This is a genomic window from Peribacillus sp. NJ11 (assembly GCF_030348405.1).
In the GTDB taxonomy this organism is placed as follows: Bacteria; Bacillota; Bacilli; order Bacillales; family DSM-1321; genus Peribacillus.
Window position 1 is genome coordinate 4,640,675 of record NZ_JAUCFO010000001.1, and the last position, 14,521, is coordinate 4,655,195.

The 14,521-nt window shown below is 36.7% G+C and carries 14 protein-coding genes and 2 pseudogenes; 4 read left to right on the forward strand and 12 right to left on the reverse strand.

Annotated elements, in window-relative coordinates:
- Window positions 1–119: 119 nt before the first annotated feature.
- Window positions 120–581 carry a VOC family protein gene (locus QUF86_RS22715; protein WP_289335746.1) on the forward strand — a complete coding sequence of 154 codons (462 nt, stop codon included), beginning with the start codon at window positions 120–122 and terminating at the stop codon, window positions 579–581.
- A 106-nt stretch (window positions 582–687) separates the two neighbouring features.
- On the opposite strand, the gene QUF86_RS22720 is transcribed toward QUF86_RS22715, so the two are convergent.
- A complete protein-coding gene (locus tag QUF86_RS22720) occupies window positions 688–1,590 on the reverse strand; it encodes an aldo/keto reductase (RefSeq protein WP_289335747.1) in 903 nt (300 codons plus the stop codon).
- Window positions 1,591–2,014: 424 nt separating this feature from the next.
- Here QUF86_RS22720 and QUF86_RS22725 point away from each other — a divergent pair, with 424 nt between their 5' ends.
- Window positions 2,015–2,557, forward strand: a complete 543-nt coding sequence (locus tag QUF86_RS22725) for a TetR/AcrR family transcriptional regulator (protein ID WP_289335749.1) — start codon at window positions 2,015–2,017, stop codon at window positions 2,555–2,557.
- A 181-nt stretch (window positions 2,558–2,738) separates the two neighbouring features.
- Window positions 2,739–3,032, forward strand: coding sequence for a ribbon-helix-helix domain-containing protein (locus QUF86_RS22730; protein ID WP_289335750.1), 294 nt, complete (start codon window positions 2,739–2,741; stop codon window positions 3,030–3,032).
- A gap of 87 nt (window positions 3,033–3,119) precedes the next feature.
- On the opposite strand, the gene QUF86_RS22735 is transcribed toward QUF86_RS22730, so the two are convergent.
- On the reverse strand, window positions 3,120–3,542 hold the full coding sequence (locus QUF86_RS22735; protein WP_289335751.1) for a VOC family protein: 423 nt from the start codon (window positions 3,540–3,542) through the stop codon (window positions 3,120–3,122).
- Window positions 3,543–3,756: 214 nt separating this feature from the next.
- Between QUF86_RS22735 and QUF86_RS22740 the strand changes: the two are divergent.
- Window positions 3,757–4,103 (forward strand): annotated as a pseudogene (locus tag QUF86_RS22740) (potassium channel family protein).
- Between the two features lie 642 nt (window positions 4,104–4,745).
- Here the strand turns inward: QUF86_RS22740 and QUF86_RS22745 are convergent.
- The 10 genes and pseudogenes from QUF86_RS22745 to QUF86_RS22790 form a co-directional block, all read right to left on the reverse strand.
- Window positions 4,746–6,008, reverse strand: a complete 1,263-nt coding sequence (locus tag QUF86_RS22745) for an MFS transporter (RefSeq protein ID WP_289316933.1) — start codon at window positions 6,006–6,008, stop codon at window positions 4,746–4,748.
- 401 nt (window positions 6,009–6,409) lie between these two features.
- Window positions 6,410–6,646: a chromate transporter gene (locus QUF86_RS28715; RefSeq protein WP_353957676.1), complete on the reverse strand. Its 237-nt coding sequence runs from the start codon at window positions 6,644–6,646 to the stop codon at window positions 6,410–6,412.
- A gap of 157 nt (window positions 6,647–6,803) precedes the next feature.
- The gene (gene ggt, locus QUF86_RS22755; protein WP_289316934.1) at window positions 6,804–8,420 is read right to left on the reverse strand and encodes a gamma-glutamyltransferase; all 1,617 of its coding nucleotides are present in this window, start codon (window positions 8,418–8,420) and stop codon (window positions 6,804–6,806) included.
- A 242-nt stretch (window positions 8,421–8,662) separates the two neighbouring features.
- Window positions 8,663–9,107, reverse strand: a pseudogene (locus QUF86_RS22760) (Lrp/AsnC family transcriptional regulator).
- Between the two features lie 18 nt (window positions 9,108–9,125).
- On the reverse strand, window positions 9,126–9,254 hold the full coding sequence (locus QUF86_RS22765; RefSeq protein WP_289335752.1) for a hypothetical protein: 129 nt from the start codon (window positions 9,252–9,254) through the stop codon (window positions 9,126–9,128).
- Window positions 9,255–9,369: 115 nt separating this feature from the next.
- Window positions 9,370–9,603 carry a SunI/YnzG family protein gene (locus QUF86_RS22770; protein ID WP_289335753.1) on the reverse strand — a complete coding sequence of 78 codons (234 nt, stop codon included), beginning with the start codon at window positions 9,601–9,603 and terminating at the stop codon, window positions 9,370–9,372.
- 114 nt (window positions 9,604–9,717) lie between these two features.
- A complete protein-coding gene (abc-f, locus tag QUF86_RS22775) occupies window positions 9,718–11,346 on the reverse strand; it encodes a ribosomal protection-like ABC-F family protein (protein WP_289335754.1) in 1,629 nt (542 codons plus the stop codon).
- Window positions 11,347–11,779: 433 nt separating this feature from the next.
- A complete protein-coding gene (locus QUF86_RS22780; protein WP_289316937.1) occupies window positions 11,780–12,649 on the reverse strand; it encodes a cation diffusion facilitator family transporter in 870 nt (289 codons plus the stop codon).
- Between the two features lie 196 nt (window positions 12,650–12,845).
- Window positions 12,846–13,844 carry a sensor histidine kinase gene (locus QUF86_RS22785; protein ID WP_289335755.1) on the reverse strand — a complete coding sequence of 333 codons (999 nt, stop codon included), beginning with the start codon at window positions 13,842–13,844 and terminating at the stop codon, window positions 12,846–12,848.
- Entirely contained in the window at window positions 13,841–14,512 is a 672-nt protein-coding gene (locus QUF86_RS22790; protein WP_289335756.1) for a response regulator transcription factor, read from the reverse strand. Before QUF86_RS22790 ends, QUF86_RS22785 begins: the two co-directional genes overlap by 4 nt.
- Between the last annotated feature and the right edge of the window lie 9 nt (window positions 14,513–14,521).

Sequence of the window (14,521 nt, forward strand, 5' to 3'; positions counted from 1 at the left end):
GTATTACATTTCTGCGGAATTATCGGGATGCTTTTTCGGATTACCGGCTTTTAGCTTCCACATATAAAGTATTCATTTCTAATTCACCAACAAAACATTTGTTCTGAAGGGAGTTCAAGATGATCAAAGGTCTCTATGAAGCACATTTACCAGTATCAGATTTGCAAAGGTCGATTGATTTTTACCACAAACTTGAATTAGAGCTTGCCTATCGAAGCGAGAGGGTCGTTTTCTTCTGGCTTGAGAAAGGGAAAAGTTGGCTTGGTCTTTGGAAAACGGACCAAGTGGAAATCCCCTATCATCCTTCCATCCGTCATGTGGCTTTACAAATTGATTTAGGTGACATGCCATCTGCGAAGGATTGGCTGAAAGATAGAGGAATTGACATTCGCCCATTCTTTAATTTTACGGAAGGACAGCAGCCTTTAGTTCTCGATAATAACCCTCAAGCTCATGCTGCCGTTTATTTTGATGACCCAGACGGAAATGTCCTTGAATTGATTGCTCCATTAAGGTTGGACTTTGAAGAAAGTTTTGGGGAGATGTCATTAGAAGATTGGTATAAACGATTCCCAATATAAATGGAGAGATGATTCCCAGTTGTTTGTTGCAGTTTAAGAATGGGGACCTCCTTACGGAAGTCCCCATTGATCTAGGCAAAGGATTCTTGTGCAAATATATAGACCATTACGGGATATCATGTCCCATCGAGCTAGTTAAAATGTTAAACCACTGTTCTTTTTTCATGCTAAGGTTTAGTGAATCAATGGCGCTGTCCAGACGTTCTTTCTTACCGGACCCAACGATAGGAACGATTTTTGCAGGATGTCTCAACAGCCATGCATACATAACTTCATCTATTCCTTTAGCACCGATTTCCTCTTTTACGATTTCTAACGTTTTTCTTAAGCGGACAGCCTTTTCATTCGATTCCTCAAAGATGCTTCCTCCTGCAAGCGGTGACCATGCCATCGGAGCCACTCTCATTTCCTGACATAAGTTAATGGTTCCGTCTTCGAAGTTTTCAAGATTGTATGCAGAAAGTTCCAGTTGATTCGTCACAAGAGGAAAATCAAGGTAAGATTGAAGCATATCCCATTGCGTTTTTTTGAAGTTCGATACTCCAAAGTTACGGACCTTTCCTGATTCTTTTAATTGATTAAATGCTTCAGCCGTTTCCGCCGGGTCCATTAGGGGATCCGGACGATGGATAAGTAATAAATCAATATAATCAGTTTTAAGATTTATAAGAGATTGTTCAACAGACTTTATTATGTGAGTTTTATCGGTATTGTAATGGTGACTTTTATGAGAAGGACGGTTTTCTGATCGGATGACTATGCCACATTTTGTGACAATCTCCATTTTATCGCGTAAAGATGGCTTTAATGAAAGTGCGTTCCCAAAAATCCCCTCACATGTATAGCTACCATATATATCAGCGTGATCGTATGTAGTGACCCCCCGATCCATTCCATGTTCAATAAGAGATAGGATTTCCTCGTTGGAAAGTTTCCAATCTGCCAATCTCCACATACCGTGAACAATGCGCGAAAGACTAAGATCTTCAGTTAGATTGACTCTTTGCATGTTTTTTCTCCCCTTTTATATCATGATCAGCTAGTTAATTAGTTGTTTGTTATGGCTTACCTGTGTTCTTGTTTTTATTTTTATGCCAGTATTTTTCGCTACTGCCATGAACCTTAGTATAATTTAAAATTCCGAAGAATCATAATCTTGAGTGACCCTTTAATGCCACATTTATTTGGCTTAGCTTCACCCTTTCATGGATTCCTTTTAACAATGGAACTTTTTATACTCTTAAGACTATTACTATTGCACATTACAGCCCTACTTCTCTAAAATGTTCTTAAAATGCGTGAGTGTACGTTATTCAATGATTTCCCCAGCTTTTTACACGCTATTATTTTTGGAACCAATTTGATGAAAAAACATCTAAAGGTATAATAAATAAAAGACCGTCTGGTCAGTTGTTTTATAAGGAGCGAACCATATGGAATCAAAAGCCAGTATCAAGCGTCAACATATCTTAAAATCTGCAACAGAATTCATTCTCCAAAATGATTTTAATTCATTAACTTTAGACTCTGTGGCAAAACAAGCAGGAGTCAGCAAAGGTGGATTATTATATCACTTCCCAAGTAAGGAAGCTTTGATGATCGGTTTAGCGGAATGTATTTTCGAAAAATTCAATATACGGTTTAATGAGCATGCAGAGAACGTAGACCCTATTGAAAAAGGTAAATGGTGTCGTGCATTAATCGAAGTTTCCAAATGGGATTTGGAACATAACGCCGAATTGAATATTGGAATAATTGCTGCCTCCATGTTAAATCCCGATTTATCTGAGAGCATTTCACAAAGGTATCAATATGTTCAAAAGAAAGTGGAACAGGATAATATTGATCCGATAACAGCAACCATTATTCGATTGGCAATTGATGGTCTTTATTACTCAGAACTTTTCAATATAGCCCCGTTGGATGAAGACTTACGTGAAAAAGTGATTCAGCAATTAATGACTATGACAAAATAGGCAAATCTATATTTTCATCAGAATGTTTAGAATAAAAAGCGTCACCCACTCTTTTTTAAATATACATCCCATGATTGGGGGGTTCCTTTATGCTCTCTGATTCTTTCGATTCTGTACAAGCCCATTCCTACATACATATCCCTGCATTAATATTTGTTTACCTTCAATTGTAGGTATATAATTGATAAAAAGACTAAAGGTGGAACGACCTATTAATTCCGAAACGAGAAAACCAATAAACATTACACTCAATCCGTATTTGAATAATAGACTTACTAATCTGGTTGAAGAAAGAAATATCCCCATCGAAAGACTGATGGACAAAGCTGTAGACTTGCTGCTTGAATACATGGAAGATAACGATACCGTTAATGCGCAGATGAAATACAGTAATAACGAAGCGATTGAAAAGAATAAAGAAATGATTGCAAAAAGCAGGGAATTCATTAATAAAAAACAAGCACTTAACCTCTAGGTAAAGTGCTTGTTTCATTTTATTAACCTGTTTGCTTTCTGCATTAATCCCCTAGATTTGGAGATGGTGCTTCCAACACTGAATACATTATTCGTTGATGTCCCACTGCGGATTCCAAACTACTTCCCATAGGTGTCCATCCGGGTCTTGAAAGTGTGCAGAGTATCCTCCCCAGAAAGTGTCATGTGCCGGATCGGTTATAATCGCGCCAGCTTTTCTTGCTTGTTCCAATACGATATCCACTTCTTCCTTGCTACCTACATTGTGACCAATGGTAAATTCAGTAGGACTTGCCAGGGACAAAGTGACCTTGGCCTCATGTGCTATATCCTCTCGACCCCATATGGCAAGCTTAAGGCCAGCTTGTAGATTGAAAAAGGCAACGGCGCCATGCTCAAATTCTTTGCCCACTATCCCTTCTGTTTGAAACCCCAGGCCATCCCGATAGAATTCCAGTGATTTTTCCAAGTCATCCACACCTAATGTAATGACAGTAATACGTGGTTTCATGATCGGCTCCCTTCTTACTTTATCCCCTATCATTCATTCCCAATTAGACAATAATAAAATTGAGACTCAATCAAAGTCCTTGTTCAAACCAGACCAAAATGAAAACGTTTTTTTTGTAAATCTGAACTGGCTTCCTGTATAGTAGAATGATTAACTAATCAAGACGAATAACATTTACTACTTGTATTGAAACCGAAAAGAAAAGCGATTACCAATGATTTCATTTATCCTCACCTTGAAACGTTCTTAAAAGCGCTTTGGTCCGCTTTTAAATTGAAGAACTTCCAAGTTCTTTTCGTATTGGTCATGGTTATGTTATTTTCCGGCACCATCTTCTATGTTAAGCAGGAAGGTTTAACTGTAATTGAATCCCTTTACTTCTGTGTTGTCACTCTTAGCACGGTTGGGCACCCGAGTTTTGAACCGCAGACAAACTTCGGAAAAGTGTTTACAATGATTTATATTGTAGGTGGCACCGGATTGTTCATGGGCTTAATAGGATACCTTGCATATTCCATCATAAAGAAACCGGAAAACGAGAGCAACAGTAGCAAAATCTAAATGAATAGGAATAGGAATGCTTATCAAAATTGGCATTCCTATTTGATGTCCTAATTCAAACCTTCACTACTAGTACTCTGCACATCATTGATCTTACTATACGTATAAAATTGTCTCTTTTCCCCGTGGATTTACTACAAAAAAACAGGTGCTTTAAGGACCCAAATTCCTCTATTTATTCGTCCTTTCTGTTGTCAAGTGTTTGTCTACGATTTGCAAACTAAACGATAGACTTTACGCAAGAGTTATACTGGGCCTTACCTCTTGAGGGGATACCCCAACATTTTTGTCTCTGTCAGTTCCACCCAAATCGGAATCCCATTACTGTAGTACCATCTAACAGTCAGATGAATATATTTTCAGGCTGATAATGCTTTCACTTAAACAAATTTTCATTGCCATATTTGATCCACATCTCTTTTAGATTAGTATCAGTATGTTCAGATTTAAAGATTAATTTGCACTTGTTGTGAAGGTTTTGCACCAGAACGCTACACAAAAACCCTCGATAATTCCTATTGGAATCGTCAAGGGCACTAAAGCGTCTATGAAAGATATTCTATTCTGGATTTAACTTAATTGAACCGCCGTTACCAGACGGTTTTTGGAAAGGTCGGTTGTTAGCTTTCCTTTTTTGAATTTCTATAAATTTACAACTTTAGAAGATGATGATATTTTTTTAACGGGTTTATCAGGTTTAGTAAAAATGCTGAAAATAAGACTGGCAATTAATAATAAAGTGGCAGTCATTATAACAGAGTAATTAAATCCGGTCTTAATGTTATCGCCTGCAGATTGGACAACAAAACCTGTTACAGCTGGGCCAATAATTCCTGACAAGTTTGCAAGCCCTAGCAAAACACCCGACATTAATCCTCTTCGTTCAGGAAGTAAGTGATTCACAATCTGGGGTGCAAGTGGGAACATACCATTTACAAACGCCATTCCCAAAAATAAGGCAATAATTGCTCCAAATTCATTTTGGATTAATGTTGTAGAGTAAAAGCATACAGCTGCTAATATTAGAGATGGTCCAGCAACAAGCACACGGGATTTTCGAAGATTTTTTGTCTTTTTAAGTAACCGATCTGAGATAAATGAGATAAGTATACCACCAATAGCAGAACCAAGACCTATGAACATAACTGCATAGCCCATCTGTGTTTGTGTTAAATGCACAATTTTAACAAGATAGGTCGGCATCCATATAAACGACCATGTGAGAATCCAGTAAGCCATGAATAGAGCAAGGCAAGTAAAGATAAAAGTTGAAGATAGAAAAAGTGGATATATCTCTGACCATTTTACTTTTTCGGAAACTATGGTAGATTCACTTTTCACTATATTTCCCTCATTTTTCCCTTTAAAAGTTAATAGCCACAGAACTGCCCAAACCAGGCTTAATACTCCTAAAAAAACCATTACCATTCGCCAACCATAAATTCCAATCATGTAAATAAGAATAGGGACCATAAATTTAGCGAGCATGCTTCCTGTATTCATAATGGAAATCGCAAGGCCTCGCTGTTCAGGAACGAAATGTTTGCTTATATGGCTAATAGCAGTTGCATGAAACGGTCCTTCAATTGCACCTAGAAGGACACGACACATAACTAGCATTGGCAACCCGTAAATTGTCAATGCTCCAAACTGTACTATTGACAAACCAATAGCCATGAAAACGAGCATTTTACCCGTTCCAATTCGATCTGACAATGCAGCTCCAACTATAGACATTATTGAAAAGAACCAAAAGAAGCTGCTTCCAACTATACCCCATTGACCATAATTTAGATCCAAATCTTCCATAATAGGAATAGCTGCGTACCCGATAATCGCCTTATCTGTAAAGTTAATCAAGTAAAGAACAGACAAAAAAGCTATAACAACCCATTTTAATTTCATAACAGTAAACACATCCTTTTTTGATAATAAAATGATATTGGTTCAATACATGAGACAACTTAGATAAGGAAGCACAATAGACTTTATTAATTTTAATTAAGATCAATACGGCTGGATTTTTTATCATAATTTAAAAATGAAAGCGCTTTAAGTTTTGATAATTATGAATATAAAGTGTAATACTCATCTGTGATTTTAGTAGTAGGGTTTAAGAACATACCCTATTGTGTAATCTGTAGAGCCTATAAATAGAGACTCTAGAGATTACACTACAAATTGATAGCACCATATATGAGTGAAGCAAATACTACTAATCCAGGGTGTACTTTCACTTTTTTTCTTTAATAAATAACTGCCTATTCCTATTTGAAAGTAAGATTAATAGAATGATTGAAATGCCATCATTCCAAGAAGCACCGCAATTGTCGGTTTAACATAAGCGTCATGCGTTTAACTTGCGGATAAGTTCCAAATTTATACAGAAGAACCATTAGAGTTAGCATGAGTATTAGAGACGGAGCAACTGTTGCAAATACTGCTGCCAGGAATGAGCCAAGGTATCCACCTTCTTGAAATCCGATGTAGATTTCCATCTTTGTTGCGATTGGACCAGGTAACGTATATCCAATCCCTAACACTTCGCCAAATTCCTCATTGTCATCTATTTAATCGCTCTACTACCTCTTTTTGAACGAGAGGAATCGTTGTAGGTCCCCCACTATATCCAAGCATGCTGCTGCGAAAAACGCGATAAAAATGTCTAGTTGTTTAATGAAATTAATCCTTTACTGTGGATTACCAACTGGCAATTGCCCCATCTGTCCTTGATTCTGTGCCACCAATCAGTACACCTGTTTCAGGATTTCGCCATATAATTTGACCCCGTCCAAACGAACCTGAGTCTACCGCCACTTTAATATCATGTCCTTTTCGTACTAATTCTTCTGCAATGTGGGATGGGAATGTTTTTTCTACTTCAACTGTTTTTTCATTCTTCCACTGCCATCTTGGTGCATCTAAAGCAGCTTGAGGATGTAAGTGAAAATCTATTGTATTCATAATGACTTGAACATGCCCTTGCGGCTGCATATATCCTCCCATTACACCGAATGGTCCAACAGGTTGATTATCCTTCGTTAAAAATCCTGGAATAATCGTATGGTATGTTTTCTTACCGCCCTTAAGGCAGTTATAATGAGTAGGATCAAGGCTGAAATCATGTCCTCGGTTTTGTAAGGCAATTCCTGTTCCGGGTACTACAACCGCAGAACCGAAGCCCATGTAATTACTTTGGATAAAAGATACCATGTTGCCCTCTCCGTCTGCTGTTGCAAGGTACACTGTTCCTCCACGTGGCGGTACACCTGGAGCCGGCATGCATGCTTCACTTCCAATCTGTGCTTGACGCTGCTGGCCATACGAAGTACTTAATAGCTCTTCTGCAGTTACACCCATATGCTTAGGGTCTGTAATGTATTGCTTGCCGCAAGTATAAGCAAGTTTCATTGCTTCGATTTGTTTGTGGTATGTATTTGTTTCTTCTTTTGCTGTAAAATCAAATCCTTTTAGTATGTTTAGTGCCATAAGAGCTACGATACCTTGTCCATTTGGTGGGATTTCCCAAACATCATAGCCGCGATAGTTTACCTTAATGGGATCAACCCACTCTGGTTTAAAGTTTCCTAAATCATCTTTTGTTAAATAGCCCCCGTAAGTCGCAGAAGCTGCTGCAATTTTTTCTGCAAGTGCCCCTTTGTAAAAGCTTTCTCCGTTTGTTCTTGCGATTTCTTCTAGTGTGTCAGCGTGGTCAAGAGACGACCATATTTCTCCGACTTCAGGTGCTCGTTCCTTAGGAGCAAAGGTCTCAAACCAAGCTTCGAACTCTGCTCCTGTACATTCCTGTTTATATTGTTCAAATGCCTTTTTCCAAAAGCGACCTAGCGTAGGTGAAATAGGAAAGCCGTTTGCAGCATATTCAATTGCTGGCTTCATAACTTCTAAAAGCGGTAGTCTGCCAAAACGTTTTGATAATTCTACCCAAGCTGCCGGAGCACCTGGTACAGTTACCGGCAGCCAGCCGTACTTTGGCATACTTTCGTGTCCATTTTCTTTTACCTTCTCTATAGAGATATTCATAGGTGCTGGACCGCTTGCATTTAGTCCGTGTAATTGTCCTTTAGTCCAAACAAGCGCAAAAGCGTCCCCCCCAATTCCGTTTGAGGTAGGCTCTACTACTGTCAAACAAGCAGCTGTTGCAATGGCTGCATCAATAGCATTACCGCCTTTTTTCAAAATATCTAACCCTGCTTGTGCAGCTAAAGGCTGAGACGTAGCGACCATTCCATTCTTGGCATATACTACATTTCGTTGTGATGTGTAAGGTGAATAATGTGGATCTAACTGTAAAGCCATTATAATACCCCTCCCTTTAAACGTAATATCACTCATTTCCAAGTAAAAAATAACAAAACGAACGAAAAAAATGTTTTTTCTAACGTTTGTTAATTAAAATGCAATTTTTTATTAACAATTGCACGATTTCAAAATAACTATATACTATTTTCCGGAAAAACAAAACATTTTTTTACAAAAGTTTTTAATTTTCAATAAAATCACTTAAAAAAAATAAACTCCCCGATTATAAGAAGAGTTTATTATAGTTTTAATCCTGATCTGCTTTTGAAACGACGTAGTAAAATATGACTTTCCACTCGAGAAATACCTTCTATTCCGTATAGTTCAATATTGATAAAGAATTCCAAGGAAGAAAAGTCCTCAACTAAAACGTGCATATGTAAAGTACTAGGTCCTGTAACAACTTGCAACATTTGGATTTTTAGCTAGTTTTTCTGCAACTTTCACTAAGTCTGCAGGTTCGCAATCCACTTCAAAAAAGGCCGATACTTTTTTACCTACAGCTTCAGCGTTGACAACAGCGCTGATTTTTTCAATAACACCCTTTTCCATTAGTTGCTGCACACGATCACGTACAACATTGCGTGATAGATTTAGTTCTTTTCCTATATCTATCCGAATACGAAGTCGACCATTTTGCATTAATATCTCTAAGGTTTTTTTATCAGTATCGTTAATTTCCATCTGCTTCACACACCTTGCCTAGTGATCGGGATTCCTAAGACAAGCATCTTGAATTGGTATCCCTTTTTCTGTAATCATGTACCTTAAATCATTATTATCTTTTGCAACCTCTACCCGAATGCCATAATGGTGCAGACTATTTGCCAATAGATGCCCCCACCCTTTTAATAAATCGAATACACTTTTAAATCTGTCTACTAATTATATCTTCCTTATTTAACAGCTTTTAAGCTTTAGTGTAAACTATAAATCTATCGTTTACTTAATAGTAACAGAACGAGACCGTCGTACTTTCATTAATAAATGATGTTAATCTGTTCTTAAGTGAAACGGCATTCGAAGTGAACAATATATATTTCTCTTCAGTTGTTTTGATCATGATTCTGTCCGTGGCAGGATACGGAGAACCGATTCTAATCGCACTCTTCCCTTCTCCCCCGTACGTATCATCATTAGTTATTGCTAAGTCCTTAAAGTATCTGGTTAATTTTAACATTCCCTAACCGTTTTTCACCTTCATGTTTTGAGGAACCAAATTCTTTACTTACTATAGCTTTTTATCCATTAAAAGGCCCTTCTCGAATGAGATGGGCCTTTTAATGGATTGCATTTAACCTTCAAGCTCCTTTTTCTTTTTCAAGAGTTGTAGGAATTCCCTATCCAATTCCTCTTTTTCCTCTTCATTCATAACGCTGGACAGTTTTCCTAGTGTCTCGATGATTTGCACTTCAATCATAAGGAATTCAGCCTGTTTATCTTGATGACCTTCCTTGCCCGTATTCAAATTTGTTGATTCATGATTTACAGCCCTTACTCTCGGAGTTTCATCTTCAAATGAAAGTGCATGTGTTGCAAGTGATTGAATCAATGAACGATCATGAGTCACAAAAATGATGGTTCCTGGATATGCTTTTAACACTTCGGTTAAAGCCTCTTTAGTATGAATATCCAAGTAGTTTGTTGGTTCATCCAAAACCAGTACATTATAGTTTCCCAAAAAAACTTTTGCTAAAGAAGCCCTGACTCTTTCCCCACCGCTTAAGACTGTTACTTGTTTGTGAACGTCATTTCCTTTAAAAGCTAATCGTGATAATACTGTGCGAATAAAGGCTTGATTGTAGGGACTCTCCTCCAAAACATTTTCAAGTACCGTTTTACTTTCATTCAAATTTTCTTGTTGTTGTGCAAAAAAACCTACCTTTGCTGGCTTCGCAACATATAAACCTGCATGTCGTTCCACTATCTTTTTCAGCAATGTGGTTTTTCCTGAACCATTTTGACCATTGATGGCGAGTCTGCATGCTAGGGGTACATCTCCATAAATATGTTGTTTCAGCATTCTAGATCCGACGCTCAGGGAACAGCCATTAAATCGAATGACCCTTTTGCTGTGCAGAGATGGAAATTCTGAAATATCAAAAATGATGGGGGTATCTTCCTTAGGTTTTTCTTTTTTTGCTAACTTATCGATTCGAGTTTCAATCGCTTCAGCAGAACGGTTCAATTTCGCCTTCTGTTTTCCAGAGCTGCGTTTATGGAGCCTTGCTTCTGAATTGCCCATTCGTTTAGGGGCTTTCCTGATTGAATCAGATTTGGCTTGGAGGTTTTGTGCAGCCTGTTTCAACCTATTCTTTTCGCGAGTATACTCTTCATATTCCTTATTTTCCTTTTCTGTTTTTGCTTGCTTTTGTGAGGTATACGCTTCGTAATTCCCTTCAAATACAGTAACTTTGCCTTTCTCAACTTCCCATATTGTCGTACACAGATTATTTAAAAATGATTGATCATGTGAAGTAAGCAATATAGCGCCATTAAATGACTTTAAATCCTTTTCCAATTGTTCAATTCCGAATACATCTAAATGGCTGGTAGGTTCATCCGCGATCAATACATTCGCATTGGAAGTCAGCGCTGCGGCAATTTTTCTTCGAGTACGTTCGCCGCCACTTACCATTTCTTGATTCTCATTGGGCAGTTTCCATATGCTCGTTAACTCCCCGCTTATTTCTTGTTCAGTTTCTTCTATCTGTGGGATATAACTGACTGTCCCATAGCTCTCTATATAACCGGAATCAGGTTCCTTAACGCCTGCCAAAATAGAAAGCAGAGTCGTTTTACCCTCTCCATTTTTACCAACCAAGCCAATACGGTCATGACTGTATAGATGAAGTGAATCAACGGAAATGACTTCACGATTCCCGTAGCTTTTCTTTAAATCATTAGCTTTTAAAAATAACATGAAAAATCCCCCTCTATTTTTCTAGAGAGAGATCGCCTGTTACTAAATTAATATACATAAACCAAATATACCTCTCCGATTTCGATAACGGAAAAAGTATTTGTATATGAATTAGTACCTATAAACGAACAGACGAATCCCATCTCTAAACATAATCATTAAAATCTCACAAGGGTATCTAAAAAGAATCTTGTTCAAATGAAAAAGTGATGCTCACTTTACTCACCAATATCAGGAGAGCTAACAAGCGTACTTCCATTGAACATCCTAACCGTTTACACCCAGTGAAATAGATTTAGATTTACTGTTTATTAGATAAGATTACTGCTTCATTGTATGAGGTACCTTTTCCTTCCAATGTAATGAATTAATGATTGCATAGTATCATATGTTTGTAAAGCATGATTGATGCCCGTTTTCCTTAAAGTTCATGTTAATTGGGCTCTACATGGACATGAACATCGTAAACTCCATGATCTTTCATCATCACTTTTTCTACATGGGTCGCTATATCATGAGCTTCTTTAATATCTAACGTAGAATTGACAAGGATGACAACATCAATCACTTCATTATTCCCGTAATTTCTCCCTTTAATTTCTTTTATCCCCTTGACCCCATCCACATTTGTAATTACATCCTTATAAAGGTGAATTTTATTTTCATCGAATCCGTCAGAAAGTTCATGAGAGGCTTGACTGAATATATCCCAAGCTGTTTTGCATATTAATAGTCCAACAATGATTGCAGTCAGGGAATCCAGCCAAGGCATGTCTAATTGGGAGCCGAAAATCCCTATAGCTGTTCCGATACTTACCCAAGCATCGGAAATATTATCTTTTGAAGCTGCCATAACGGCTTTACTATTAATTTTGAGAGCAAGCTTTTTATTATATCGGTATACAAAATACATGGCTATTGCAGATAAAACGCCTACATATCCTGCAATAATGTCAGGTGATTCCTTTCCACCTTTAAGCATGGAAGCAACTGCATCTATTAAAACTTGTACACCAACGGCAAACATGATAAATGAAGCTACCATTGAAGCAATCGTTTCACTTTTCCAATGACCATAACCATGATCTTTATCCGGGGGTCTTTGAGCTAGCCTTAAACCGATCAATACAGCAATCGATGCGATAATATCAGTGGTATTGTTCAAACCATCCGCTTTTAAAGCGGCTGAGTCGCTTATGTATCCTATAGCCAGTTTCATGATAGATAGACAAATATAAGCAATTATACTAATGATTGCACCACGTTCGCCTAATTTGAGGTCATTATACTTCTGTTCTTCCATTCAACTTCCCCCCACAATTAAGTACATGAATATAATATCAACTTAAAAATGGGTGGGTCTATAGCAACCTTTTTGTATCGTTTTATATAAGTAAGTGATAGATAACTATGTTGCACACGGCAAACTATCTGAAAAGAATAATATTGAAGTACCCTTGACGATGCCCTCACCACAAAATAACGAATTTTAGTGAGATTTATATCGTTTTTTCGACTGTAAAACAAAATAAAGTTCCGCTTTCATTTGATTGTAAATTATATTTTATATGTAGTGTCTTAGCTATATCCTCAATTATTTTTAAGCCAAGCCCCTTACTTTTACTATCAATATCAAAACCAATCCCATTATCCTTGATACTTACCACATTATTTTCAATGGTTATCACAAGTCTATCAGCCCTCGAGTGATTCAACACATTTTGGAAAACGTTATCAAATAACCTTTGGAGCCATAAGTCATTACTTATCCATTCCAACTCTCCATTTAATGGATGATATATTAATTCAATGCCATGCATGTTATACAAATAATCCCATTTCTTAACCATCGTTTCTAATAAATCGTGCATATTCACTTCATCATTCAAGATATAAGAATTATCTAGCGCATCTGTGGATTGAATATTATATTCATTTGTTAATTCGGAAATATAATTTATTTGTTGATATAGTGATTGTAATAGTGGAGCTTGATCTTTATATTGACCTTCTAAATAAAATAATTGTAATCTTACTGCTGTTAAAGGTGTATTGATGTCATGCCTTAATTTATTTAAGAGTTCTTTTTTCATTTCCTTTTGTTGTTTTAGTTCCAATTCCCGATAGGTCGTTCTTTCAATTAGCAAGTTCACCGATTTAGTTAATTTCCCGATTTCATCATTGCCTTTAACCTCTAATTTATTCGGAATCTCCTCATCACTAGCTAAATTCCTGATGGTTTCATTCAATATATTTATTTTATTTAATACCGAGTTAATAGATTTGGAAAATAAGAAGGCTAACAATAATAATGATAAAATAAATACTCCCAGCATTGTAGGATATGCAAAAGATTCATGAAAAGGAATGTCATTATTTTTGGTTTTAAAGGCCATATCATAAATTACTGACATAAGGATACTGATTAACAGTAATATGAATGGCACGCTAATAACGGCGATAAGTAACAATATCTGGTATTTTTTCTTTAATTTCATTTCTTTATATAGGTATTCAATCTATACCCTTCTCCATATATATTTTGGATGATCTCACCGGTATTATCATTGATTTTTGTTCTAACTTTTTTTATATGTACATTAATGATATTTTGATTTCTATCTTCGAGCTGCCATAAATATTCAAAGAAATGTTCTTTCGTTAAAATACGATCCCTATTTTCATATAAATAGAAAAATATTTTACGCTCTATCGCAGTAAAAACCACTTCATTTTGCAAGTCATTATTGAATACCTTTTTATGCTCGGCATCAATATATAAATGTTTAATTTGCGTGAAAGTACCATATTGATTATCCAGCAATTTCTGCATTCTTAGTAATAGCTCCCTAGGATCAAAAGGCTTAGTCATATAATCCTCACCAATTGTCAAACCTTGGAGTTTGCTATCCATATCATTTCGGGCGGATAGAAAAATAACTGGAATGTTTAATCCTAGACTTTTTACTTTCTTGGTAATTTGATAGCCATCATCTCCTGGTAGCATAACATCCATAATGACTAAATCCATCTCATGGATTAAATCCATAATATCTTTTCCTTCTTTTATCCAACATACATTGTACTCTTCGCGTTGCAAAATTTTTTTCAATAAATCACCAATCATCAAATCATCTTCAACAATTAAAATATTATATCTTTTCATCACAGGGCC

Coding starts and splice junctions, on each gene's coding strand:
- QUF86_RS22715 (WP_289335746.1), top strand. CDS start 120: ATGATCAAAGGTCTCTATGAAGCACATTTACCAGTATCAGATTTGCAA.
- QUF86_RS22720 (WP_289335747.1), bottom strand. CDS start 1,590: ATGCAAAGAGTCAATCTAACTGAAGATCTTAGTCTTTCGCGCATTGTT.
- QUF86_RS22725 (WP_289335749.1), top strand. CDS start 2,015: ATGGAATCAAAAGCCAGTATCAAGCGTCAACATATCTTAAAATCTGCA.
- QUF86_RS22735 (WP_289335751.1), bottom strand. CDS start 3,542: ATGAAACCACGTATTACTGTCATTACATTAGGTGTGGATGACTTGGAA.
- QUF86_RS22745 (WP_289316933.1), bottom strand. CDS start 6,008: ATGAAATTAAAATGGGTTGTTATAGCTTTTTTGTCTGTTCTTTACTTG.
- ggt (WP_289316934.1), bottom strand. CDS start 8,420: ATGGCTTTACAGTTAGATCCACATTATTCACCTTACACATCACAACGA.
- QUF86_RS22770 (WP_289335753.1), bottom strand. CDS start 9,603: ATGTTAAAATTAACCAGATACTTTAAGGACTTAGCAATAACTAATGAT.
- abc-f (WP_289335754.1), bottom strand. CDS start 11,346: ATGTTATTTTTAAAAGCTAATGATTTAAAGAAAAGCTACGGGAATCGT.
- QUF86_RS22780 (WP_289316937.1), bottom strand. CDS start 12,649: ATGGAAGAACAGAAGTATAATGACCTCAAATTAGGCGAACGTGGTGCA.
- QUF86_RS22785 (WP_289335755.1), bottom strand. CDS start 13,844: ATGAAATTAAAGAAAAAATACCAGATATTGTTACTTATCGCCGTTATT.
- QUF86_RS22790 (WP_289335756.1), bottom strand. CDS start 14,512: ATGAAAAGATATAATATTTTAATTGTTGAAGATGATTTGATGATTGGT.